General features: G+C 65.5%; 21 protein-coding genes and 3 tRNA genes. 15 read left to right on the top strand and 9 right to left on the bottom strand.

The window, feature by feature from the left end; genetic code table 11:
* Positions 1 to 74: 74 nt before the first annotated feature.
* From coaD to H926_RS0106360, 3 genes are read right to left on the bottom strand one after another with little or no spacing between them, the layout of a single operon-like run.
* Positions 75 to 587: a pantetheine-phosphate adenylyltransferase gene (coaD, locus tag H926_RS0106370; RefSeq protein ID WP_022675573.1), complete on the bottom strand. Its 513-nt coding sequence runs from the start codon at positions 585 to 587 to the stop codon at positions 75 to 77.
* Positions 587 to 1,495, bottom strand: a complete 909-nt coding sequence (locus H926_RS0106365) for a polyprenyl synthetase family protein (protein WP_022675572.1) — start codon at positions 1,493 to 1,495, stop codon at positions 587 to 589. Before H926_RS0106365 ends, coaD begins: the two co-directional genes overlap by 1 nt.
* 5 nt (positions 1,496 to 1,500) lie before the next feature.
* Positions 1,501 to 1,746: an exodeoxyribonuclease VII small subunit gene (locus H926_RS0106360; RefSeq protein WP_028657669.1), complete on the bottom strand. Its 246-nt coding sequence runs from the start codon at positions 1,744 to 1,746 to the stop codon at positions 1,501 to 1,503.
* A gap of 120 nt (positions 1,747 to 1,866) precedes the next feature.
* Between H926_RS0106360 and purL the strand changes: the two genes are divergently transcribed.
* Positions 1,867 to 4,008 carry a phosphoribosylformylglycinamidine synthase subunit PurL gene (purL, locus tag H926_RS0106355; RefSeq protein ID WP_022675570.1) on the top strand — a complete coding sequence of 714 codons (2,142 nt, stop codon included), beginning with the start codon at positions 1,867 to 1,869 and terminating at the stop codon, positions 4,006 to 4,008.
* A 180-nt stretch (positions 4,009 to 4,188) separates the two neighbouring features.
* On the opposite strand, the gene H926_RS0106350 is transcribed toward purL, so the two are convergent.
* On the bottom strand, positions 4,189 to 4,986 hold the full coding sequence (locus H926_RS0106350) for a Coq4 family protein (protein ID WP_022675569.1): 798 nt from the start codon (positions 4,984 to 4,986) through the stop codon (positions 4,189 to 4,191).
* Positions 4,986 to 5,870, bottom strand: coding sequence for a phosphoserine phosphatase SerB (serB, locus tag H926_RS0106345; RefSeq protein ID WP_028657667.1), 885 nt, complete (start codon positions 5,868 to 5,870; stop codon positions 4,986 to 4,988). The genes H926_RS0106350 and serB overlap by 1 nt, the downstream gene beginning before the upstream one ends.
* Here serB and miaA point away from each other — a divergent pair.
* The 7 genes from miaA (at position 5,863) to leuA (ending at position 13,765) form a co-directional block, all read left to right on the top strand.
* Complete coding sequence (gene miaA / locus H926_RS0106335) at positions 5,863 to 6,843, top strand: tRNA (adenosine(37)-N6)-dimethylallyltransferase MiaA (protein ID WP_022675567.1); 981 nt, start codon at positions 5,863 to 5,865, stop codon at positions 6,841 to 6,843. The two genes, serB and miaA, sit on opposite strands and share 8 nt — an antisense overlap.
* A 165-nt stretch (positions 6,844 to 7,008) precedes the next feature.
* Positions 7,009 to 8,760, top strand: coding sequence for a biosynthetic-type acetolactate synthase large subunit (gene ilvB / locus H926_RS0106330; protein WP_022675566.1), 1,752 nt, complete (start codon positions 7,009 to 7,011; stop codon positions 8,758 to 8,760).
* 26 nt (positions 8,761 to 8,786) lie between these two features.
* Positions 8,787 to 9,302, top strand: coding sequence for an acetolactate synthase small subunit (gene ilvN, locus H926_RS0106325; protein ID WP_171792719.1), 516 nt, complete (start codon positions 8,787 to 8,789; stop codon positions 9,300 to 9,302).
* Positions 9,303 to 9,405: 103 nt separating this feature from the next.
* Complete coding sequence (gene ilvC / locus H926_RS0106320) at positions 9,406 to 10,425, top strand: ketol-acid reductoisomerase (protein WP_022675564.1); 1,020 nt, start codon at positions 9,406 to 9,408, stop codon at positions 10,423 to 10,425.
* A gap of 246 nt (positions 10,426 to 10,671) precedes the next feature.
* The gene (locus H926_RS25955) at positions 10,672 to 11,070 is read left to right on the top strand and encodes an I78 family peptidase inhibitor (protein WP_022675563.1); all 399 of its coding nucleotides are present in this window, start codon (positions 10,672 to 10,674) and stop codon (positions 11,068 to 11,070) included.
* A gap of 128 nt (positions 11,071 to 11,198) precedes the next feature.
* Positions 11,199 to 11,846, top strand: a complete 648-nt coding sequence (locus tag H926_RS0106310; RefSeq protein ID WP_022675562.1) for a YceI family protein — start codon at positions 11,199 to 11,201, stop codon at positions 11,844 to 11,846.
* 248 nt (positions 11,847 to 12,094) lie between these two features.
* Positions 12,095 to 13,765, top strand: coding sequence for a 2-isopropylmalate synthase (leuA, locus tag H926_RS0106305; RefSeq protein ID WP_022675561.1), 1,671 nt, complete (start codon positions 12,095 to 12,097; stop codon positions 13,763 to 13,765).
* A gap of 65 nt (positions 13,766 to 13,830) precedes the next feature.
* Here leuA and H926_RS0106300 read toward each other — a convergent pair whose 3' ends face one another.
* From H926_RS0106300 to H926_RS0106290, 3 genes are all read right to left on the bottom strand, one after another.
* The gene (locus tag H926_RS0106300) at positions 13,831 to 14,316 is read right to left on the bottom strand and encodes an AHH domain-containing protein (RefSeq protein WP_255420046.1); all 486 of its coding nucleotides are present in this window, start codon (positions 14,314 to 14,316) and stop codon (positions 13,831 to 13,833) included.
* A gap of 53 nt (positions 14,317 to 14,369) precedes the next feature.
* A complete protein-coding gene (locus tag H926_RS25950) occupies positions 14,370 to 15,110 on the bottom strand; it encodes a hypothetical protein (protein ID WP_022675559.1) in 741 nt (246 codons plus the stop codon).
* A gap of 111 nt (positions 15,111 to 15,221) precedes the next feature.
* Positions 15,222 to 15,704, bottom strand: a complete 483-nt coding sequence (locus H926_RS0106290; protein ID WP_022675558.1) for an NAD(P)H-dependent oxidoreductase — start codon at positions 15,702 to 15,704, stop codon at positions 15,222 to 15,224.
* 172 nt (positions 15,705 to 15,876) lie between these two features.
* Between H926_RS0106290 and recJ the strand changes: the two genes are divergently transcribed.
* From recJ to H926_RS0106270, 4 genes are all read left to right on the top strand, one after another.
* On the top strand, positions 15,877 to 17,691 hold the full coding sequence (recJ, locus tag H926_RS0106285; protein ID WP_022675557.1) for a single-stranded-DNA-specific exonuclease RecJ: 1,815 nt from the start codon (positions 15,877 to 15,879) through the stop codon (positions 17,689 to 17,691).
* 92 nt (positions 17,692 to 17,783) lie between these two features.
* Positions 17,784 to 17,858, top strand: a tRNA-Glu gene (locus tag H926_RS0106280).
* 19 nt (positions 17,859 to 17,877) lie between these two features.
* A tRNA-Glu gene (locus H926_RS0106275) sits at positions 17,878 to 17,952 on the top strand.
* 83 nt (positions 17,953 to 18,035) lie between these two features.
* Positions 18,036 to 18,110: transfer RNA gene (locus tag H926_RS0106270), tRNA-Glu, on the top strand.
* 93 nt (positions 18,111 to 18,203) lie between these two features.
* Here the strand turns inward: H926_RS0106270 and H926_RS0106265 are convergent.
* Positions 18,204 to 18,473: a hypothetical protein gene (locus H926_RS0106265; protein WP_133726748.1), complete on the bottom strand. Its 270-nt coding sequence runs from the start codon at positions 18,471 to 18,473 to the stop codon at positions 18,204 to 18,206.
* A gap of 456 nt (positions 18,474 to 18,929) precedes the next feature.
* Here H926_RS0106265 and H926_RS25945 point away from each other — a divergent pair, with 456 nt between their 5' ends.
* From H926_RS25945 to pstC, 3 genes are all read left to right on the top strand, one after another.
* Complete coding sequence (locus tag H926_RS25945) at positions 18,930 to 20,117, top strand: cell wall metabolism sensor histidine kinase WalK (protein ID WP_022675555.1); 1,188 nt, start codon at positions 18,930 to 18,932, stop codon at positions 20,115 to 20,117.
* Positions 20,118 to 20,273: 156 nt separating this feature from the next.
* Positions 20,274 to 21,320 (top strand): substrate-binding domain-containing protein, encoded by a 1,047-nt coding sequence (locus H926_RS0106255; protein WP_028657663.1) that lies wholly within the window; start codon positions 20,274 to 20,276, stop codon positions 21,318 to 21,320.
* 22 nt (positions 21,321 to 21,342) lie between these two features.
* Complete coding sequence (gene pstC / locus H926_RS0106250; protein ID WP_022675553.1) at positions 21,343 to 22,725, top strand: phosphate ABC transporter permease subunit PstC; 1,383 nt, start codon at positions 21,343 to 21,345, stop codon at positions 22,723 to 22,725.
* The last annotated feature ends 119 nt before the right edge of the window (positions 22,726 to 22,844 follow it).

Raw genomic sequence — 22,844 nt, 5'->3', positions numbered from 1 at the left:
TTAGGCCCGGCGCGCTGACACTGCAATGAACGATTCGGCAATAAACACGCGATCGGCGCGGCAGCATGGCGCGCTCAGTAATCCCCCAGGCGGCCGATGCTGTTGACGCGGGCCACCACATCGTCGCGCACGGTGGGGGTAACGAAGCCGGAAATGTCGCCGCCGAACAGCGCGATTTCCTTGACCAGCTTGGACGCAATCGGCTGCAGGCTGACATCGGCCATCAGAAAGACCGTCTCGATCCGGTCGTTGAGCTGCTGGTTCATCCCGGCCATCTGGTATTCGTATTCGAAATCAGCCACGGCGCGCAGGCCGCGCACGATCACGCTGGCGCCCTGCGCTTCAGCAAACTTCATCAGCAGGGCGTTGAAACCCACCACGCTGACATTGTCGATGCCCTGCTCGTCCAGTTCGCGGCGCACCATGTCCATCCGCTCTTCGGGTGTGAACATCGGGTTCTTGGATGGATTGGTGGTCACGCCCACGATCAGCTGGTCCACCAGCTTGGCGCCGCGGCGGATAATATCGAGATGGCCCAGCGTGATCGGATCAAACGTGCCGGGATAGATGCCAACGCGCTGCGCCATCAGTGATTCCTTTCCACGATGAAGCGCGCGAGTTCGCGCAGCAGGTCTGCCTCGCTGCCATGGCTGCCCAGGTGGGCGATTGCCTGGTCGACCAGGATGCGCGCCTGCTCGCGCGCGCGCTCGACACCGAGCAGCGAGACGAAGGTTTCCTTGCCGGCCACGGCATCCTTGCGCAGCGCCTTGCCGGCGGCGGCCTCGTCACCCTCGGCGTCGAGCAGATCGTCGGCGATCTGGAAAGCCAGGCCGATATCGCGGGCATAGCCGCGCAGGTGGGTGCGGCCTTCGGGCGGCAGCCGCCCCAGGATCGCGCCCATTTCCACCGCAGCGGCCAGAAGCGCGCCGGTCTTGAGCTGTTGCAGGCGGGTCACGGTGGGCAGATCGAACGTGGCGGTTTCGGCCACGATATCCATCATCTGCCCGCCGGCCATGCCATTGGTCCCGCTGTTCACGGCCAGGGTGCGGATCAGTTCGACGCGCACGAACGGGTCGCCGCTCATCGCCGGATCAGACAGGATCTCAAACGCGAAATCGTGCAGCGCATCGCCTGCCAGCACGGCCGTGCCATCGTCGAACGCCTTGTGCACCGTGGGTTTGCCATGGCGCAGATCATCGTTGTCCATGCACGGCAGGTCATCGTGGATCAGCGAATAGACGTGGATCGCCTCCAGCGCGGTCCCTGCCCGCACCGCCACCTGGCGATCGACGCCATACATCGCGGCCGTGGCCGTCACCAGCAGTGGGCGCAGCCGCTTGCCGCCACCGATGGTGGCATAGCGCATCGCTTGCACCAGCCGATCGCGCGGATCACCCGGCAGGGGCAGCAGCGCATCGAAGCTGGCGTCGATATCGGCCTGGATCGCGGCCAGTGCCGGCTTGAGCAGGCCAGGGCTGCCCGTGGGCGCGGTCATCGCGATCAGGCCCCGTCGAACGGCCGGGTTGCTGCCGGCCGCCCTTCGCGATCGGCCACGACCGCCTCGATTCGCGCCTGCGCGGCATCGAGCCGGGCCTGGCAATGCGTGCGCAGGGCCTCGCCCCGGGCATAGAGGTCGATCGATTCGTCGAGCGGAGCCTCGCCACTTTCCAGGCGGCGGACCACCACTTCAAGTTCCTTCAGCGCATCCTCGAAGCTGAGCGCGGCGATATCGGGTGTGCTAGCCATCGCGGCAAGCAATGGCCGCGCCGGCCGGGCCGGTCAAGCGGGGAACGCGTGGCTGTCACCGGCCTTTTGGGGTGTTCTTCCCCTAGCGCAAACGCGCGCACGCGGCTAAGGGCGCTTCCCATGTCCCAGATCACCGCTGAAATCGTCGCCGCTCACGGCCTGTCGGAAGAAGAATACGCCCGCGTGCTCGGCGCGCTGGGGCGCGAGCCCAACCTGGTCGAGCTGGGTATCTTCTCGGTCATGTGGTCAGAGCATTGCTCGTACAAGTCGAGCCGCATCCACTTGAAGAAGCTGCCGACCACAGCGCCGTGGGTGATCTGCGGCCCCGGCGAGAACGCCGGCGTGATCGACATCGGCGATGGCCAGGCCGCCATCTTCAAGATGGAAAGCCACAACCACCCCAGCTACATCGAACCCTATCAGGGCGCGGCCACCGGCGTTGGCGGCATCCTGCGCGACGTGTTCACCATGGGCGCGCGCCCGGTGGCCAACATGAACGCGCTGCGTTTCGGCCGGCCCGATCACCCCAAGATGAAGCACCTAGTCCAGGGCGTGGTGGCGGGCATCGGCGGCTATGGCAACTGCGTGGGCGTGCCCACGGTTGGCGGCGAAACCAATTTCCATAAGGCCTATGACGGCAACATCCTGGTCAACGCGATGACCGTGGGCGTGGCCGATACCGACAAGATCTTCTATTCGGCAGCCACGGGCCTGGGCAATCCGATCGTCTATGTCGGTTCGAAAACCGGGCGCGACGGCATCCACGGCGCCACCATGGCCAGCGCCGATTTCGACGAGAAGAGCGATGAAAAGCGCCCGACCGTGCAGGTGGGCGATCCCTTCACCGAAAAGCTGCTGATCGAAGCCTGCCTCGAACTCATGGCCACCGACGCCATCGTCGCCATCCAGGACATGGGCGCGGCCGGCCTCACCTCCTCGTCGGTGGAAATGGCCAGCAAGGGCGGCGCGGGCATCCGCCTCAACATGAACATGGTGCCTTGCCGCGAAGAGGGCATGACGCCCTATGAAATGATGCTGTCGGAAAGCCAGGAGCGCATGCTCATGGTGCTGAAGCCCGGCAAGGAGCCGATGGCCGAGGCGATCTTCCGCAAGTGGGAGCTGGACTTTGCCGTGATCGGCGAAGTGACCGACACCGGCCACATGGTGCTGGAATGGAACGGCGAAGTCGTGTGCGACATTCCGCTCGATCCGCTGGCCGACGACGCGCCGCTCTACGATCGCCCGCACGTGCCCACGCCCAAGCCGGCCGCGATCGAAGCCCTGCCCGAAAGCGCTGATATCGGCGCCGACCTGGTCACACTGATCGGCAGCCCCGACCTTGCCAACCGCCGCTGGATTTTCGAGCAATACGACAGCCAGGTCGGCGCCGATACGCTGCAGAAGAGCGGTGGCGATGCCGCCGTGGTGCGCGTGCACGGCACCGACAAGGCGCTGGCGATCAGCACCGACTGCACCCCGCGCTATTGCTTTGCCGATCCCTATGAAGGCGGCAAGCAGGCCGTGGCCGAGACGTTCCGCAACATCTGCGCGGTTGGCGCCACGCCGCTCGCCATCACCAACTGCCTCAACTTTGCCAACCCGCAGCGCCCGGAAATCATGGGCCAGATCGTGGGCTGCCTGGAAGGCATGGGCGATGCGTGCCGCGCGCTCGATTACCCGATCGTCTCGGGCAACGTTTCGCTCTACAACGAATCCAAGGCGACCGGCGGCGGCTCGGCCATCCTGCCCACGCCGGCCATCGGCGGCGTTGGCCTGATGCTCGATCACACGCGCATGGCCACGGTTGCCTTCAAGGCCGCCGGTGAAACCGTGTGGCTGCTCGGGCCCGAAGGCACCCACCTGGGCCAGTCGCTCTACCTGCGCGAAATCCTCGGCCGCGAAGAAGGCCAGGCTCCCGCGGTCGACCTCGCGCTGGAACGCCGCAACGGCGAACTGGTGCGCGAATGGATTGCCGACGGCAAGGTTACGGCAGTGCACGACGTGGCCGATGGCGGCCTGCTCGTGGCGCTGACCGAAATGGCGCTGGCCGGCAATATCGGCGTGACGCTTGATGCGCCGCTCACCACCGCGCAGGCCTTTGGCGAAGACCAGTCGCGCTATGTCGTCACCACGCCGGCTGGCGTGGTGCTTGACGGCGCCACCAAGCTTGGCACCACCGGCGGCCAGGCCGTGGCCGGCGTGCCGCTTGCCGCCTTGCGCGAAGCGAACGAAGCCTTCTTCCGCGACTGGATGGAAGGCTAAGCCGCACCTCCACCACCCGCTGCGCGGGCGGTCCCCATCCCCGTTGCTGTGCGACAGGGAGGACCAGATCCTCCCCCACACCGTGGGGGAGGTGGCAGCCCGCAGGGCTGTCGGAGGGGGCATGTTGGCTTAACATCCCCTCTCCAACCTCTCCCGCCTGCGGGAGGGGCGTTTAGCCGTTTAACGCGCGTGCTTGAGCAGGTCGCGCGGATCGATGCCTTCGGCCTGCCACACGGCATGGGCCTGCTCATAAACCACGCCGGGCACGATCCCCAGGCGTCGCCGCGCTTCTTCCAGCGACAGCGGCAAGAGCGCGACGATCGATTGCTCCATCAGGCGCGGACAGGATTTGCCCCGCCGCCATGCCTCGCGCACCGCGCCCAGCACCGGCGCCCGACTGTTGAGGCGCAGCTTCATCTGCAGCGCCGCCATCCAGGCGATGAACAGGTGCCCGGGCGCCGGTTGCTGCGGAAAGGTGAAGGCCAGCACGCACGCCTCGCCCAAGGCATCGCGGCCATAGCCGGTCAGCACATGCAGCAGATCGTGCACATCGCGCAGGCGGTTCATGTACCACTGGAAGCGGTCGTTATAACGCGGGCGATCAGCCAGGAAGCGCTCGGCTTCTTCCACCAGCCCTTGCGCGGTCAGGCCCTCGGCCTCCATGAAATCGCAATAGGCCTGGGCCAGCGAGCCAGCCGGCATCCGCCGCAGCGCCGCGTGATCGTCGAGCACCGCCGGCAGCCACGGCTCGGCCAGCGCCAGCGCATGGCCTTTCCGCGTGGCGAGAAACGCAGAGCCTGCCCTGCCCCCGCCACGCCAGGGCAAGGCGGCAAAGATGCCGAACACCTCTGCCGTGTTTTCGGTATTGTGCATCAGTCGGCGGAAATGGCGATAGGCAACCAGCGGGCGCAGGCGCGGCTTTTCCCGCGCCGGGTCAAACAGCGGCAGCGCCGCAAAGTCCCCCGCCCGTTGCTCCATCAGTCGATCACCCAATCCTCGCGCGCGATGCCAAACAGCTGCAGGATCGATGTCAGGTCACCCCGGTCGATCCAGCCATCTGCGGCCTGCCGCGCCTTGGGCTTGGCATAATAGGCAATGCCGTGGGTGGCGGCCGCGATCATCGGAATATCGTTAGCGCCATCGCCGGTTGCAAGGCTGGCAGTCGCCGGGCCGAGCCGGTCCATCTCCTCGAGCAGCACGGTCTTCTTCACCCCGCTATCGACGATCCCGCCAACCAGCGCGCCGGTAAGGCGCCCGTCGGCGATCTCCAGGCGGTTGCCTACTACGCGGTCAAAGCCGAGTTGCGCTGCCACCGGATCGGCAAACGAATGGAAGCCGCCAGTGACCAGTACGGTGTGGCAGCCGCGCGATTTGAGCGTGGAAACAAGCGTGCGTGCACCGGGCATCGGGCGGATGCGTTCGTCGAGGCACTGCGTGATGGCGGTTTCCGGCAAGTCCTTGAGCAGTCCGACACGCTCGCGCAGGGCGGATTCGAAATCCAGTTCGCCCTGCATGGCGCGTTCGGTGATGGCGGCGATGCGCTCTTTCAAGCCCGCGAAATCGGCGAGTTCATCGATGCATTCGGCACTGATCATGGTCGAATCCATGTCGGACACGAACAGGCGCGGCGTTTCGATCACGCGATCCGACAGCAGGAAATCGCTGGCCGGAAAGCAGGTGTCGAGAATGCCGCGCACCGCGGCGGCATCGCCCGTCGCCACTTCGATTTCCAGGACCGATTCGCAGAAATCGAGCATGCCGGCGCCGGCCACTTCGCCGCCTGCGGCCGTGATCTGCTCCACCGCCCGTGCAAGATTGTCACCAAGCGTCGTCGGGTCTGCTATCAGACGGGCAATGAGCACTGAAACTTCCCTTTCCTGTTCCGGCCAGGACAATCACGCCACCGACAACCGGCCTCGGCTCGCGCTCATTGCAGGGCCAACCGCCAGCGGCAAGAGCGATCTTGCCGTGCGGCTGGCCCTGGCCGAGCAGGCCGCTGGCCGCGCCGCCGTGGTGATCAATGCCGATAGCGCACAGGTCTACGCCGATCTCGCCATCCTCAGCGCCCGCCCTTCACCAGCGGAAATGCAGGGCGTGCCGCACCGCCTGTTCGGCGCGTGGGACGGCGCCCAAGCCTGTTCCGCCGCCGATTGGGCGCAAGCCGCCACGGCAGAAATCGCAGCCGCGCATGCTGCCGGCGCGCTGCCGATCCTAGTGGGCGGCACCGGCCTCTATATCCGCACGCTGCTTGATGGGATTGCCCCTATTCCCGCCATTGATCCCGCCATCCGAGCGGCGGTTCGCGCCCTGCCGGTGAGTGAAGCCTATGCCGCTCTTTCCCGCGAAGATCCGCCGCGCGCCGCGGCGCTCAATCCTGGCGACAGCATCCGCGTGGCGCGCGCGCTGGAAGTGGTGCGCTCCACCGGCCAGCCGCTGGCCTACTGGCAGGCCCGGCGCGAGGGTGGCATTGCCGACAGCGTGGCGCTGCGCCCGCTGGTGCTGCTGCCCGATCGCGCGTGGCTCTATGCCCGCTGCGACCAACGCTTTGCCGCCATGTGGGAACAGGGCGCCCAGGCCGAAGTTGCCGCGCTGCTGGCGCGCCAGCTCGATCCCGATCTGCCGGTGATGCGCGCCATCGGCGTGCCCGAGATCGCGGCCTACCTGCGCGGTGAAATCAGCGCCGAATCCGCCATTGCTGCGGGCAGCCAGGCCACGCGGCGCTATGCCAAGCGGCAGTTCACCTGGGCCAAGCACCAGTTTCCCGGCGATTGGCCACGCGACACGCACGAAAATTGCCTTGACAGAACCCGGATAGCATCTTTATTTCAAAACTAGCGGGTTGACACGAATGTTTGTGTCAATTACCAAGCCGTCAATTGCTTGGCTCTTGCCAAGTGCCCGAGTAGGGAGAGACGGCCCGGCGCAGGCAACTGCAGCCGGGCCGCAATTTTTTAGGATTATGGGCCGTTCGCGCGGCCCGGCAAGCAAGGGAACAAGGTCGTGAAAAGCGAGCGCAGCGGCGCTGAAATCCTGGTCGAAAGCCTGGTCGCCAAGGGCGTCGAATTTGTGTTCGGCTATCCCGGCGGCGCGGTACTTCCGATCTATGATGCGCTGTTCGGCGATGAACGCATCCGCCACATCCTCGTCCGTCACGAAGCCGGCGCGGCCCACGCCGCCGAAGGCTATGCCCGCGCCACGGGCAAGCCCGGTGTCGTGCTGGTCACCTCGGGCCCTGGCGCGACCAATGCCGTCACCGGCATTGCCGACGCGTTTCTCGATTCGATCCCGATGGTCGTCATCACCGGCCAGGTGCCCACGGCGCTGATCGGGTCCGACGCGTTCCAGGAAGCCGATACCGTCGGCATCACACGCCACTGCACCAAGCACAACTACCTGGTCAAAGACCCGGCAGAGCTGGCCACGATCATCGACGAGGCGTTCCGCATCGCCACCGAAGGCCGCCCCGGCCCGGTCGTGGTCGACATTCCCAAGGACGTGCAGATTGCCTCCACCCGCTGGACCGGCCAGGCGACGCAGATGCGCAATCGCTATGCCCCACAGGTGGAAGCGCCCAGCGACGCGATTGCGCAGGCCGTGGCCATGCTCGCGACGGCCAAGGCGCCAGTGTTCTATACCGGCGGCGGGGTGATCAACTCCGGCCCGGAAGCCGCACGCCTGCTGCAGGAACTGCAGACGCTCACCGGCGCGCCGGTCACCTCCACGCTGATGGGCCTGGGCGCGTTCCCTGCGGCGCACAAGGATTGGCTGGGCATGCTCGGCATGCACGGCACCTACGAAGCGAACATGGCGATGAACCGCGCCGATCTGGTCGTGTGCATCGGCGCGCGCTTCGATGACCGCGTCACCGGCCGGCTCGACGCATTTTCGCCCGATAGCCGCAAGATCCACATCGATATCGATCGTGCCTCGATCAACAAGACCGTCCGCGTCGACCTGCCGCTGGTGGGCGATTGCGGCCGCGTGCTGCACCAGATCATCACCGGCTGGCTAGATGCCGGGCACCAGGCGCAGGATCTGACCGAGTGGCATGCGCGCATCAACGGCTGGCGCGCGCGCAACAGCCTGGCCTATCCCAAGCGCACCAATGGCGAGATCATGCCCCAGCTGGCGATCGAGCGGCTCTATGAACTGACCAAGGACCGCGAGCCGATCATCAGCACCGAAGTGGGCCAGCACCAGATGTGGGCAGCGCAGCACTTCCACTTCGATCGGCCCAACAAGTGGCTGACCTCGGGGGGCCTGGGCACCATGGGCTATGGCCTGCCGGCAGCGATCGGCGCGCAGGTGGGCTGCCCCGATGCACTGGTGATCGATATTGCCGGCGATGCCTCGATCCAGATGAACATCCAGGAGCTGGGCACTGCCACGCAGTTCCGCCTGCCGGTCAAGGTCTTCATCCTCAACAACGAATGGATGGGGATGGTCCGCCAGTGGCAGGAATTGACCTATGAAAGTCGCTATTCCAGCTCCTATTCCGATGCCCTTCCCGATTTCGTGAAGCTAGCAGAGGCCTATGGCTGGAAGGGCATCCAGATCGACACGCTCGATCAGCTGGACGACGGCATCCGCGCGATGATCGATCATCCCGGCCCGGTGATCGTCGATTGCCGCGTCACCAAGGAAGCCAACTGCTTCCCGATGATCCCCTCGGGCGCAGCGCATACCGACATGATCCTCTACGGCGACGAAGTGGCCGGCACGATGGATGATGAAGCCAAGGCCCTGGTTTGAAGCCCGATTTGAAGATTGATCCGATGATGAAAATCAAAGCAGAGGCGCAGGAGCGCCACGTCCTGACCATCACGGTCGACAACGAGGCGGGCATCCTGGCCAAGATCGCCGGGCTGTTCACCGCGCGCGGCTACAATATCGACAGCCTGACGGTGGCCGACATCACCGACGAGCACGACGTCAGCCGCATCACTATCGTGACCCACGGGCCGCCGGCGGTGATCGACCAGATCCATGCCCAGCTCGAACGCCTGGTGCCGGTGCACAAGGTGACCGACCTGACCGAGGTTGGCCCCTATGTCGCGCGGGAACTGGCGCTGATCAAGGTGGCCGGCAAGGGCGAAAACCGCGTGGAGGCCCTGCGCTTGGCCGAAGTGTTCCGCGCCAACGTGGTCGACACCACCACCTCCAGCTTCATTTTCGAACTGACCGGCGCGCCCGACAAGATCGATACCTTCGTCAGCCTGATGAAGGAACTGGGCCTTGTCGAAGTGGGCCGCACCGGCATCGTCGGCATGATCCGCGGCGCCGAGGCCGCCTGACCCTTTTTCCATCGCTGTTTGCACAAACCCTGCGTCCACCACTGCGCTAATTCGGCCTGAGGGATGCCCGTTGCGGCAGGACGACCAACCAAGGACGAGTACCATGAAGGTTTACTACGACGCCGATTGCGATCTCAATCTGATCACCGGCAAGAAGATCGCCATCCTGGGCTATGGCAGCCAGGGCCATGCCCACGCGCAGAACCTGCGCGATTCGGGCATCAAGGAAGTGGCCATTGCCCTGCGTCCCGGTTCGGCCAGCGCCGCCAAGGCCGAAGCCGCCGGCTTCAAGGTTCTGCCCAACGCCGAAGCCGCCGCCTGGGCCGACATCCTGATGATCCTGGCGCCCGACGAGCACCAGGCTGCCATCTATGCCGACGACATCCACGCCAACCTGCGCCCCGGCGCGGCGCTGGCCTTTGCCCACGGCCTCAACGTGCACTTCGGCCTGATCGAACCGCGCGCCGACGTGGACGTGATCATGGTTGCGCCCAAAGGCCCGGGCCACACCGTGCGCGGTGAATACGTCAAGGGCGGCGGCGTGCCGTGCCTGGTGGCCATCCACCAGAACGCCACCGGCAATGCCCACGACATCGCCCTGGCCTATGCCTCGGGCGTGGGCGGCGGCCGTTCGGGCATCATCGAAACCAACTTCAAGGAAGAGTGCGAAACCGACCTCTTCGGCGAACAGGCCGTGCTGTGCGGCGGCGTGACCCACCTGATCCAGGCCGGTTTCGAAACGCTGGTCGAAGCCGGCTATGCCCCGGAAATGGCCTATTTCGAATGCCTCCACGAAACCAAGCTGATCGTCGACCTGCTCTATGAAGGCGGCATCGCCAACATGCGCTACTCGATCTCGAACACTGCCGAATATGGTGACATCGTCACCGGTCCGCGTATCATCACCGCCGAAACCAAGGCGGAAATGAAGCGCGTTCTGGCCGACATCCAGTCGGGCCGCTTCGTCAAGAACTTCGTGCTCGACAACCGCGCTGGCCAGCCCGAACTCAAGGCTGCCCGCAAGGCCGCTGCCGCGCACCCGATCGAAAAGACCGGCGCCCAGCTGCGCGCGATGATGCCCTGGATCGGCGCCAACAAGCTGGTCGACCAGTCCAAGAACTGATCGCGCAAAGACCTGCGCCACCGCGCCTTGCCTTGGCAAGTGCGGTGGCGCGGCCTTCCGGCAAAGGGGCCGGCCCGTTTGGCGGGCTGGCCCTTTTTCGTGCGCCCCCTCGCTCTACCGAGCGGTCCACCGGCTCGACGAACTGCATGGCAAAATCGTAAAAATGCATTCATAGCCATTTTGGACCTATTGGTTCGCCCATCGCTTTCCAGTCCTGCCCACCACCAGAAACTGATCGAGTCGCCGATGCCTTCGCTGCCCCATCTTGCCTCGGCCTGTGCCGCGCTATGCCTGCTCGGGGCGTGCCAGGCCCCGGTGCCAAAGCCCACGCCGACGCCCGATGGCGCCGGAGTGCCGGTGGCGCCTCCCGCCACTACAGGCCCAGTGGCAGATGCCTCCGACAGCAGCGATGCAGCGGTCGATCCCGATACCCTGCCCGCGATCAATTGCGGCGAAGGCCGCATGGCCAAGCTTATGAACATGCCGGAATCCGAAGAAGCCCATGCCGCCGTGATCGCGGCCGTGGGCCATCGCCACATCCGCTGGGTCCATCCCGGCGATGCCGTGACGATGGATTACCAGCCCGGCCGGCTCAACGTCATCGTCGACGAACACGGCCAGATCGCCGCCACCCGCTGCGGCTGATCGCCCGCCCCTGCAACAGGGACCATAGCCGCTTTGCTCGCTTGCCACTCGCCCATGCGTTTGGCACCTTTCCCTCTGGGCGACGGCGTGCCTGGCTGCGCAACGGCCGCGCCCAAGGGAGACATCACATGATCACCGTTCGTACCGCGTTCACGCTGGCCGCCCCACTGGCCCTGGCCCTGGCCGCCACGCCGATGATTGCCCAAGCCCCTGCCGTTCCCGGCCAGCCGGACAAGGCCCGCGTCACGGCCGGCAACTATGCCGCCGATCCCAATCATTCGCTCGTGGCCTGGAGTGTCAACCACCTCGGCTTCAACGATTATTTCGGGCTGTTTGGTGATGTTTCGGCCAAGCTCACGCTCGATCCAGCCAATCTTTCCGCTGCCAAGGTGACCGCGACTATCCCCGTCAGCAAGGTGCTCACCGCCAATGCCGGCCTCAACGCGCACCTGCTGCGCCCCGGCACCGCGGGCAAGAAGCCCGATTTCTTTGGCCCCAATCCGGCCGATGCCACCTTCACATCCACCAGCGTGACGCCCGGCGCCGATGGCACCAGCGCCACCATCGCCGGCAATCTCACGCTCAATGGCGTGACCAAGCCGGTTTCCATCGCCGCCAGGTTCATCGGCGCCGGCAAAGGCTGGGGCAAGGAAACGGTCGGTTTTGAAGGGACCACCACGCTCAAGCGTTCAGACTTTGGCGTGAATGGCGCATTGCCGCTGGTGTCTGACGAGGTGAAACTCAACATCACCATCGCGTTCGAAAAGACCGCCTAACCTCTGCCTGACTGACCAGCAACCCCGCAACGACATGCCGCTGCGGGGTTTGTTGCGCCCGGCATTTGATCTGGACAAAGCTGGCGCAAGGCACCATAGGCATGGCCGATGATCGCCGCGCTGAACCTTACCCTGCGACTTACACGCCCTTGGGCGTGAGCTGACGCGTCGGTTTTGCGGCGCACACGGCGCCCAAGGGTCATCCCCTCGCACCAGACGCATCATTTTCATTTTAAGGTTCAGCCATCATGGCCATGCTGAAGAATCCCGGCATCAAGTATCGTCCGTTTCCGCAGGTGGATCTGCCCGATCGCCAGTGGCCCTCGCGCACCATCACCAAGGCCCCGCGCTGGCTCTCGACCGACATGCGCGATGGCAACCAGTCGCTGATCGATCCGATGGACGCCGACAAGAAGGCGCGCTTCTTCGATCTGCTGTGCAAGGTTGGCCTGAAAGAAATCGAAGTCGGCTTCCCCAGCGCGGGTGCCACCGAATATGATTTCATCCGCGCCCTGGTGGACGAAGGCCGTATCCCCGAAGACGTCGTCGTGCAGGTGCTGACGCAATCGCGCGAAGACCTGATCAAGACCTCGTTCGAAAGCCTGGCCGGCGCCAAGCAGGCCATCGTCCACGTCTACAACGCGGTATCGCCGCTATGGCGCACGGTGGTGTTCGGCATGGAACAGAGCGAAATCAAGGAAATCGCCCGCCGTGGGGCGACGTTCCTGCGCGATCAGGCCGCCCGCTTCCCGCAGACCGACTGGCGTTTCGAATATAGCCCGGAAACCTTCTCCACCGCCGAACTCGATTTCAGCATCGCCTGCTGTGAAGCGGTGATGGACGTGCTGCAGCCCACGGTGGAAAAGCCCATCATCCTCAACCTGCCGGCCACGGTGGAAGCCTCCACTGCCAATATCTATGCCGACCAGATCGAGTATTTCTGCCGCAACCTGCCCGGCCGCGATCGCGCCGTGATCAGCCTGCACACCCACAACGACCGTGGCACTGGCGTGGCCGCGGCGGAACTGGGCCTGATGGCCGGGGCCGATCGCGTCGAAGGCTGCCTGTTCGGCAATGGTGAGCGCACCGGCAACTGCTGCCTGGTGACCGTGGGCCTCAACCTCTACACGCAAGGGGTAGACCCGGAACTGGACTTCTCGAACATCGATGAAGTGATCCAGACCGTGGAATACTGCAACCAGCTGCCCGTGCATCCGCGCCATCCCTATGGCGGCGAACTGGTCTTCACCGCCTTTTCCGGCAGCCACCAGGACGCCATCAAGAAGGGCTTCGCCGCGCAGGAAAAGCGCAACGACGAACTCTGGGCCGTCCCCTATCTGCCGATCGACCCGGCCGATCTGGGCCGCAGCTATGAGGCGGTGATCCGCGTCAATTCGCAAAGCGGCAAGGGCGGTTTTGCCTGGGTGCTGGAACAGGACCAGGGCCTCAAGCTGCCCAAGAAGATGCAGGCGCACTTCTCGCGCCACGTGCAGGAACTGGCCGACGAACTGGGCCGCGAACTGCAGGCCGGCGATATCTGGGGCGTGTTCCGCAAGGTCTATCGCCTGGATGCCCCGCAACATTTCCAGCTTGTCGATTATGACGAGCAGCGCGGCACCGACGGCACCCGCGTGTTTGCCGGCAAGATCGAGATCGATGGCCAGGTGCAGTCGGTCAGCGGGCGCGGCAATGGCCTGATCTCGTCGGTCGTTGCCACCCTGGCCGAAGGGTTCGGCGTTCGCCTGGAAGTGCGCGACTATTCCGAACATGCCATGGGCAGCGGCACCAATGCGCGCGCTGCCGCCTATGTCGAATGCGTGCTGGCCGATGGCCGCGTGGTATGGGGCGTGGGCATCGACGAAGACGTTGCCACCGCCAGCGTGCGCGCCATCCTTTCGGCAGCCAACGCCGGCCGCTGATCGCCACCACCATCACACGCATCATGCAAGGGCCCTGGAGCATCCGCTCCGGGGCCTTTTTGCGATCAGGCCTCGGTATCGGCCCAAAGCATCTCGGCCATCGCATCGAGATGGCTGAAATCCACCGCCGGATCGCGGCGGTTGAGCGGCATCCCGCCCCAGCGCCGTGGATCGAGCAGGCGGCGGCGCAAGGCACGTTGCAACAGGTCGAGGCGCATCAGCGCTTCGCGATCGGCGGCCATGTCGTTGGCGCCGCGCCGCCGCTGCCAGCCGGCCTCGATCTGGCCGATCCGTTCCAGCACCAGTTGGTTGTATTGCCGATGCGGGCCGCGATGCAGCGGCATCAGCACGCGTTGCGCGGCCGCCTCGGTTGCCGGCAGCAGCAGACCATTGCGGCGGAAATCGTGAAAGCCCACCTCGGCTTCGCCCAATCGGCCCAGCATGACATTCAAACCGGCGCGCGTCAGAACCTGGCAGGGCAGGATATGGTGCCGCTGCATATGCGCCTGATATCCCGGAGAGCCGACGACGTTGACGCAATGAAACGGAATCGCCCGGCGCGCGGCGAACCGCCATTTGCGAGACGAATCAGGAACACATTTCGCTAGGCCCATCGTCCCGAAATGATACAGCCTTCGTCCGGTTCTAACCAGAGCGTGCCCACACCCGGCAGTTCAACCGCCTGGGCCTGGTCCACGCGGCCATGGGCAATCAACCAATCCGCCAAGCGCACCGCCGCACGGGCATGCAACTCTCCCGGTCGCTCACCCCCGGTGTGCAATTCGAACTCTTGCCCGATGAAAAAGTCCAGGCCGATGCTGGTCACGCGATCATCTCCGCGCTTCAGGCCGGCCAGGGCCATGGCCGGAAACGGCCCGCCATTCAGCCACGGGCGCACGGCGTCGACGAACCAGCGCGGCGAAACAAGGTTGCCCGCCGGCAACCAGCCGATCGCCGCCAAGCCCGGCAAAGTCGCCAGCGCCAGCAACAGGCTGGCCGCCACCTGCACCACCGGCAAGAGGCTTTCCGCCCCGGCCAAGTGCGGCCCCGGCGCCAGCAGCAGCGCTTCATAGGTGCTCGCGTCAAAATCCGCAGGCAGGCCCACACGCAGGTTCGCAAGCGCTGTTGCCATCCCCTCTTTTGGCGCCAAACCAGTCAGATCGAACGTCAAACCATCGCGCAGCAGTTCCACCCAACGGGCCGCACCGCCCGGGCGATGGCTCACGGCAAAGGCGTGCTCGGCCTGGGCCAACCCGGCCAGGGCATCGGCATCAGGGCGCGTGCCAGGGGCGAACAACAGCGTCGCCACCGCGCGCCCCCCCGCACTTTCCTGACCATCAGCCACCGCTTACGCTCCTGTCGTTGGACAAACCCTTGCGCCGCAATCCATTGCGGCGATCTACAGGGCCTGCACCCGATACCGTCGAAATTTCGTCAACACCCCGGCGCGACATGCTCAAAAAGCGCCCATTTCCAAACCCGACGCTAGCAACTGCCCCAGTTCGCGACATTTTTGCAATGCAGTATGCGGCAGGGCCTTGGGCGCCAAGATCGAATCGGGCCGATCCGCACCCGTTAGAATGATGCAGGGCGGCGCAACGCGGCGCAAACGCCAACCGGTCACGATCCGGTCGATCTGCGCCTGTGCTCCCCCCCCCGCCGTTCCTGCTGCGATGGCCGTGGCATAGGCGCGCCCTTCGATCTGCTCCAGCAGGGGGTAATAGCAGCGATCGAAGAACGCCTTCATCTCTCCGCTCATGCTGCCAAGGTTTTCCGGGCAGACGAACAGGAAACCTTGCGCTGCAATGCATTGCGCGGGGTTAACCTGCTCGGCCGGCAACAGCTGCGCCGGCGCGCCGGCCTGTGCCGCGCCTTGCGCAGCGGCCTGTGCCATGGCCTGTGCCGCGCCGGTGCGGCTGTGCCAGATGATTGCCAGCATGCCCCCTGTCCTTTTCACCACCGCCGCCCCCGCAGCGTTTGTCATCCCCGGCACAAGCGCCGATCCATTGGTGTCAAATCGGATATGAACGCAGCTTTGCCAAATCGGTTTCCTGGCGATGTATCTACCCGTGCGGTTTGCCCATGGGGCGGCAATCGGCTACCGCGCAACAATGATCCCGGTCACTGCGATTACCCATTCCCTTTCCGGCCTCGCCTGGCGTTGGCGCGGCGGCAACATGGACCTTTCCGGCCGTTTCGGCCGCGCCGGCGGTGGCGACGATGGCCTCAGCAATGATCTGGTAGACCAGTTGCTGCTCTCGCGTGGGGTGCCGCACGATGATCTTGAGCGGCACCGCCGCCCCACCTTGCGCGATTTCCTGCCAGATCCGGCCATTTTCCGCGACATGGAGGTGGCCGCGCGCCGCCTGGCCGAAGGCGTGGTGCGTGGCGAGCGGATCACCGTCTATGGCGATTACGACGTGGATGGCGCCACCAGCGCCGCACTGCTGCTGCGCCTGCTGCGCGCGCTCGGCGTGGAAGGCCAGGCCTATATTCCCGATCGCCTGCTCGAAGGCTATGGCCCCTCGGGCGAGGCCTTGGTGCGGCTGGGCCGCGAAGGCAGCCAGTTGATCGTCACCGTGGATTGCGGCGCCATGGCGCACGAGGCGCTGGGCCAGGCCGCAGCCGCCGGCATCGACGTGATCGTGGTGGATCACCACAAGTGCGCGCCCGACCTTCCCCCTGCCGTGGCCCTGGTCAACCCCAATCGCCTGGACGAGGATGACGAGGCCGCCGCGCATGGTCATCTTGCCGCCGTGGGCGTGGCCTTCCTGCTTGCCGTGGCGACAGTGCGTGTCCTGCGCGCGCGGGGATGGTTCGAAAGCCGCCCGGCGCCCGATCTCATGGGCCTGCTCGATCTGGTTGCGCTGGGCACTGTGGCCGACGTGGCGCAGCTCAAGGGCCTGAACCGCGCGCTGGTGGCGCAGGGGCTGAAAGTCATGGCCAAGCGCGCCAATATCGGGCTTTCCGCGCTGATCGATGCCAGCCGCATCACCCGTGCGCCAACTGCCAGCGACATGGGCTTTGCCCTGGGGCCACGCATCAATGCCGCCGGGCGCATCGGCGATTCCTCGCTCGGCGTGCGGCTGCTGACGACACAAGACCCTGACGAGGCCAAGGACATCGCCACGCGCCTCTCGGCTCTCAACGACGAGCGCCGCGCGATCGAACAGGCCGTGCAGGAAGCGGCCGAAGCCCAAGTGGAAGCGCAGCACAACCGCGCCGTGGTGGTAGTGTCCGGCCTGGGCTGGCATCCCGGCGTGATCGGCATCGTTGCTGGCCGCATCAAGGAAAAGACCGGCAAGCCCACGCTGGTCATCGCCCTCGACGATGGCGAACAGGCCGAAGTTGATGGCGCTGGCATGGGCAGGGGTTCGGGCCGCTCCATCCCCGGCGTCGATCTGGGCGCAGCGATCATCGCCGCACGCGAGGTCGGGCTGCTGGTCAAGGGCGGCGGCCATGCCATGGCCTGTGGCCTGACCATCGCACCCGACAGCGTGGAGCCGCTGGCGCAATGGCTCGATGAACGCCTCGGTCGCGACGTGGCCAATGCCCGCGCCGCGCAAAGCCTGGCGCTCGACTTGTCGCTCAGCCCCGGCGGCCTGACCCCCAGCCTGGTCGAAACGTTGGAAGGGGCTGGCCCTTATGGCGTGGGCTGGCCCGGCCCGCGCGTGGCAGTGGGCCCGGTGCGGCTGGTCAAGTGCGATATCGTCGGCAACGATCACGTGCGGGCGATCGTGGCCGGGGCCGATGGCCGATCGTTCAAGGCCATGGCCTTTCGCGCAGCACAAACCGATCTGGGCCAGGCCCTGCTGCACGGCTGCAAGGGCCGCCAGCTATGGCTGGCCGGACGCGCCCGGCTCGACGACTGGGGCAGCCGCCCCGCCGCCGAATTGCATATCGAAGATGCCGCGTTTGCCGATTGAATTTTTTGGGTCTGATTTTTTTGGATCGGCGGGTTGACGCACCGGCCCCAGCCTAATAGAGGCGCGGACCTGCCCAGCGGCGCAAGCCCGGAGGCCCCTTCGTCTAGCGGTCAGGACGCGGCCCTTTCACGGCTGAAACACGGGTTCGATTCCCGTAGGGGTCACCATCATTGCACGCTGCCGGACGGCCCCTTCGTCTAGCGGTTAGGACGCGGCCCTTTCACGGCTGAAACACGGGTTCGATTCCCGTAGGGGTCACCATCTGCATCTTGCCTCAAGGTGCGGATTGCCGGCATGCCATGCAATGCGCCATGTTTCGCCGGCAACCATGCCTTCGCATGCAAGGCCCCTTCGTCTAGCGGTCAGGACGCGGCCCTTTCACGGCTGAAACACGGGTTCGATTCCCGTAGGGGTCACCATTCCGGCGCAATTGGCGCGGAACCACACCACATCGTCGGCACGCCGCATACCCATCGCATTATGCTGGGCTGTGCGCGCCCGCAATCACGCCCTCAATGCAGTTGCGAGGATTGTATCGTGGCGGGAATGCCGGCGATCCCCTCCATCGGGCGCGGGCCAGCCAGTTCCTTGCGCATCAGATCCAGCACCATAGAAAGGTGCGCGGCCGCCAGCGAGGCGCCCTGGTGATCGAGCACCGCCAGCGAGCCTTCCAGCTTGCCGATCAGGTCGGCCAGAACGGCCTTGTCGGCGCCGTTGCGATCCGAGGATTTCACGCAATCGTCCTCCCACTTCTTGGCGCCGATCAGGCCGCGCGTGCGCACGCCCCACACCTCGACAGGCCTTAGAGCCGGCCTTGCAAGCCGCCAGCGCAACCCGGCGCCCCGTTGCCCGCCATGGCGGCGGACGATGAAGGGGAATGTTCGACCTTGGTCTCATCTACGCGCCGCCACGCCTGCCCGCCACGGCTTTCCCCGCAGCTTTGGCGGTATCGCGCGCAACTAAGTCGTGTACCAGAATGGCCGCTTTTCAGATCATCTTCAGGGAAAAGCAGCATGTTAGATGGCTAATGAATAGCAGGCACGCGCGCCAACTGTCACCACTCCCGCCGAAACGGAAGCAAAAGCGCGCGTGTCCAGCGCCGCCGCCGCGTCCCTCAGCCAAGCCTGTGGACAGCCTTGGCGGCAAGTGTGACAGGCCGGCAGCGGGCTTGCCGCGCCCCCCTGCCCTCGCCTAACAGGTGCGCTATCTGCGTTTCCTGGCGAAAGTGACATCCCCCGATGAAAGGTCTGGCCCTGCCCTGGACAAGCGTGGGCATTGCCCTGGTCGCCGCTGCGGCCATGCCGTTTGCCGGCTCCAGCCTGTGGCTTGCCTTTGCCGTCCTGGTGGTGTGGCTGGCCTCACTGTGGCTCGCCAGCCCCGAGCCGGAGATCGTCCAGGTCCGGCCCGAGGAAGGCAGCGTCTCGCGCCAGGCCATGGTCGCCCTGGTGGAGCCGTTCAGCGTGCCGGTGCTGATGCTCGATCGCCAGCGCATCGCCTCGGCCAATGCCGCCGCGCGTGAGGCGCTGGGCCCGCATATCGTCGGGCAGGACGCGCGCGTGGCGCTGCGCCATCCCGAGGCGATCACCCTGCTCGACAAGCCGGAGGGAACCGCGCTGGTTCGCGGCCTTACCGGCGCACGCAGCATCTGGCAGGTCAGCCGGGTGGCGATCGACGACCGCTTTTCGCTGATCGAGTTGGTCAACCGCACGGCCGAGGCCGATATCAGCCGCGCCCACACCGATTTCGTCGCCAACGCCAGCCACGAGTTGCGCACCCCGCTGGCCTCGATCATCGGCTATGTCGAAACCCTGGCCGATCCCGATGCCCGGATCGATCCGGCCACCTCGGCCAAGTTCCACGCCACCGTGCTGCGCGAAGCCAAGCGCCTGCAGACGCTGGTGGAAGACCTCATGTCGCTTTCGCGCATCGAGGCGGAAAAGCACGAATTCCCGCGCGAACGCATCGATCTGGGGCAGATGGCCCAAACCATCGCCAGCGAAGTGGGCTTCACCGTGGGTGACGAACGCATCCTGCCCGAAACCGAGACCGGCGTGGTCTGTGGCGATCGCCAGCAGCTTGACCAGTTGATCCGCAACCTGATCGACAATGCGCTCAAATATGGCGATGCGCAGGCCCCGGTGGCGGTGCGGGTCCACCGCGACGGCAGCGACGTGGTGCTGGAAGTGGCCGACCAGGGCGAAGGCATCCACCCCGATCACCTGCCCTATCTGACCCGGCGGTTCTACCGGTCCGATCCGGGCCGCAGCCGCGCGGCGGGCGGCACCGGCCTGGGCCTGGCGATCGTCAAGCATATCGTCGAGCGCCATCGCGGCAAGCTCGACATTGCCAGCACATTGGGCGAAGGATCGACCGTGACCGTGCGCCTGCCCCTGGCCGCGCCTGAGGCTGCGCCAACCGCTGCCTAGCCAGACTGGCTTGCCGGGCTGAACGGGCGTTTTTCAACGACACCATGGTTTTGTCACAAATGCCGCAGCTTTTGTCATAAAGCTGTCACACCCTGGTCGCATTGGCCGCTCATCCACCGGGACACTTCCTGGCCACGGGGAATGGAAGGTATTGCCATGGTCACGCTTCGCACACTTGCTCTGTCCACTGCCGCTTTGGGTTCGCTCGCTCTCGCCGGCTGCGGCGGCGCCGATTCCGGCAGCCGCGACCAGGTGCGCGCCGTCGGCTCGTCCACCGTCTATCCCTTTGCCAAGGCCGTCGCCGAGCAGCTCGCCAAGAGCGATCCCTCGATCAAGTCGCCGATCATCGAATCGACCGGCACGGGCGCCGGCATGAAGCTGTTCTGCGCCGGTGTCGGCCCGCAGCACCCCGATATCGCCGATGCCTCGCGCCGCATGAAGAAGTCGGAATTCGACGAATGCGTCGCCAATGGCGTGAAGGACATCACCGAAATCCAGGTTGGCCTGGATGGCGTGGCCTTTGCCGAAGCCAAGGGCGGCGCCAATCTCGCGCTGACCCCGGAAGACATCTACAAGGCGCTCGCCAAGAACCCCTATGGCAAGCCCAACACCGCCAAGACCTGGGCCGACGTGAACCCGGCGCTGCCGGCCGATCCGATCCTGGTCTATGGCCCGCCGTCCACCTCGGGCACGCGTGACGCGCTCAAGGAACTGATCCTGGCCAAGGGCTGCGACGCCAATCCCGAGATGAAGGCGCTCAAGGACAGCGACAAGAAGAAGCATGACGACGTCTGCACCCAGGTGCGCGAAGACGGCGTCTATGTCGATGCCGGCGAGAACGACAACCTGATCGTGCAGAAGATCGAGGCCAATCCCAAGGCCATCGGCATCTTCGGCTTCTCCTATGTCGAATCCAACGCCGATCGCATCAAGGGCCTGACCATGAGCGGCATCACGCCGACCTATGAGACCATTTCCAACTTCAGCTATCCCGGCGCCCGCCCGCTCTACATCTATGTGAAGAAGGCCCACCTCAAGGCGATTCCGGGTCTGCAGGCCTATGTCACGCAATGGTCAAAGCTGTGGGGCAAGGATGGCACGCTCGCCAAGCTCGGCATGGTGGTTGCGCCCGATGCCGTCCTGGCCGAAAGCGCCAAGGCCGTGACCACGATGCCGTCGCTCGACGGTTCGCAGCTCAAGTAAGAAAGGACGGGAAAGCCCAGTCATGTCGCCAGCCATTCTTCTCCTGCTCGCCTTCGGGCTGGGCCTTGTCGGCTGGCTGGCGGCCCGCTCGCGCGCCTGGGCGTTTCGCGCCAAGACGCCGGATGCGCGCCTGCATTCGCTGCCCAGCTTCCATGCCTGGTACGTGGCGCTGTGGATCGCGGTGCCGGCGCTGGTCTTTGCCCTGGTGTGGAATGCGGTCAGCCCGGCGCTGATCACCGCGCATGTCCTGGCCGATCCGGCAGCAGCGGCCCTGCCCGGCTTTGGCTTTGAACGCGAAGCCATGCTGGCGCAGGCCCGCGCCGTGGCCGAAGGCAAAGCGTTTGGCGTGTTCATGCCCGAGGCCGAAGGGCTGATCGCGCCCTATCGCGTCGCGCTCGCCCGCTATGAATCGATCGGGCTGATCGTCACCATCCTGGTCGCGCTGGCTGGCGGGGCCTTTGCCTTCCTGCGCCTCAAGCCTGATTTCACCGCCCGCACGCGGGTGGAGCGGGCGGTCATGTCGCTGCTGCTGATCGCTTCGCTCGTCGCCATCCTCACCACGGCCGGCATCATCATCAGCCTGGTGTTCGAAACCGTGCGCTTTTTCGGCATGGTCTCGCCCATTGATTTCCTGTTCGGCACCCACTGGGCGCCCGATCCGATGAGCACCGGCGCGGTCGATGGCAAGCAGTTTGGCGCCATCCCGCTGTTCTGGGGCACGATCTATATCGGCGCGATCATTGCCATGCTGGTGGCCATCCCGCTTGGCCTGATGAGCGCGATCTACCTCACGCAATATGCCTCTTCCACCGTGCGCAAGGTGATCAAGCCGCTGCTCGAAATCCTCGCGGGTGTGCCGACGGTGGTCTACGGCTATTTCGCCGCCCTCACCGTGGCGCCGGCCGTGCGCGATTTTGCGCAAGGAATCGGCATTTCCAGCGCCTCGACCGAAAGCGCGGTGGCCGCAGGCCTGGTCATGGGGGTGATGATCATTCCCTTCGTCTCCTCGATGGCCGACGATTCCATCGCCGCGGTGCCCGATGCCCTGCGCGATGGCAGCCTGGCGATGGGCGCCACCCGCGCCGAAACCATCCGCAAGGTGCTGGTACCCGCCGCGCTGCCCGGCATCGTCGCCGGCATCATGCTGGCGGTCAGCCGCGCAATCGGCGAAACCATGATCGTGGTCATGGCGGCCGGCGCCTCGGCCAATCTCACTGCCAATCCGTTCCAGTCAATGACCACGGTGACGTTCCAGATCGTTGCCATGCTCACCGGCGAAGGCAGCTTCGATCACCCGGCCACCCTTTCGGCCTTTGCCCTGGGCATGGTGCTGTTCCTTGTCACCCTGGCGCTCAACTTCATCGCCCTGCGCGTGGTGAAGCGCTATCGCGAAGCCTATGAGTGAGCCGATCATGGACACGCTGACTTCCTCTTCTGCTGATACGCTGGCCGCCCAGCGCCGCGCCCGCATGGCGCCCGCATGGCCGCGCGCCGGGCGCGCCGCCACACCGGCGACCGGCTGTT

Origin of the sequence: Novosphingobium sp. B-7 (assembly GCF_000410615.1) — a bacterium.
In the GTDB taxonomy this organism is placed as follows: Bacteria; Pseudomonadota; Alphaproteobacteria; order Sphingomonadales; family Sphingomonadaceae; genus Novosphingobium; species Novosphingobium capsulatum.
Note: the sequence above shows the minus strand (reverse complement) of the source record. Positions and strands in the feature narration are given on the sequence as shown.

Bases quoted from the DNA above. Each gene is read 5' to 3' on its own strand.
- ilvN (WP_171792719.1), top strand. From the start codon at position 8,787: ATGAAAATCAAAGCAGAGGCGCAGGAGCGCCACGTCCTGACCATCACG.
- leuA (WP_022675561.1), top strand. From the start codon at position 12,095: ATGGCCATGCTGAAGAATCCCGGCATCAAGTATCGTCCGTTTCCGCAG.
- H926_RS0106290 (WP_022675558.1), bottom strand. From the start codon at position 15,704: ATGCTGGCAATCATCTGGCACAGCCGCACCGGCGCGGCACAGGCCATG.
- coaD (WP_022675573.1), bottom strand. From the start codon at position 587: ATGGCGCAGCGCGTTGGCATCTATCCCGGCACGTTTGATCCGATCACG.
- H926_RS0106350 (WP_022675569.1), bottom strand. From the start codon at position 4,986: ATGGAGCAACGGGCGGGGGACTTTGCGGCGCTGCCGCTGTTTGACCCG.
- recJ (WP_022675557.1), top strand. From the start codon at position 15,877: ATGATCCCGGTCACTGCGATTACCCATTCCCTTTCCGGCCTCGCCTGG.
- H926_RS0106365 (WP_022675572.1), bottom strand. From the start codon at position 1,495: ATGACCGCGCCCACGGGCAGCCCTGGCCTGCTCAAGCCGGCACTGGCC.
- purL (WP_022675570.1), top strand. From the start codon at position 1,867: ATGTCCCAGATCACCGCTGAAATCGTCGCCGCTCACGGCCTGTCGGAA.
- ilvC (WP_022675564.1), top strand. From the start codon at position 9,406: ATGAAGGTTTACTACGACGCCGATTGCGATCTCAATCTGATCACCGGC.
- H926_RS0106255 (WP_028657663.1), top strand. From the start codon at position 20,274: ATGGTCACGCTTCGCACACTTGCTCTGTCCACTGCCGCTTTGGGTTCG.
- H926_RS0106310 (WP_022675562.1), top strand. From the start codon at position 11,199: ATGATCACCGTTCGTACCGCGTTCACGCTGGCCGCCCCACTGGCCCTG.
- H926_RS25955 (WP_022675563.1), top strand. From the start codon at position 10,672: ATGCCTTCGCTGCCCCATCTTGCCTCGGCCTGTGCCGCGCTATGCCTG.
- H926_RS25945 (WP_022675555.1), top strand. From the start codon at position 18,930: ATGAAAGGTCTGGCCCTGCCCTGGACAAGCGTGGGCATTGCCCTGGTC.
- pstC (WP_022675553.1), top strand. From the start codon at position 21,343: ATGTCGCCAGCCATTCTTCTCCTGCTCGCCTTCGGGCTGGGCCTTGTC.
- H926_RS0106360 (WP_028657669.1), bottom strand. From the start codon at position 1,746: ATGGCTAGCACACCCGATATCGCCGCGCTCAGCTTCGAGGATGCGCTG.
- miaA (WP_022675567.1), top strand. From the start codon at position 5,863: ATGAGCACTGAAACTTCCCTTTCCTGTTCCGGCCAGGACAATCACGCC.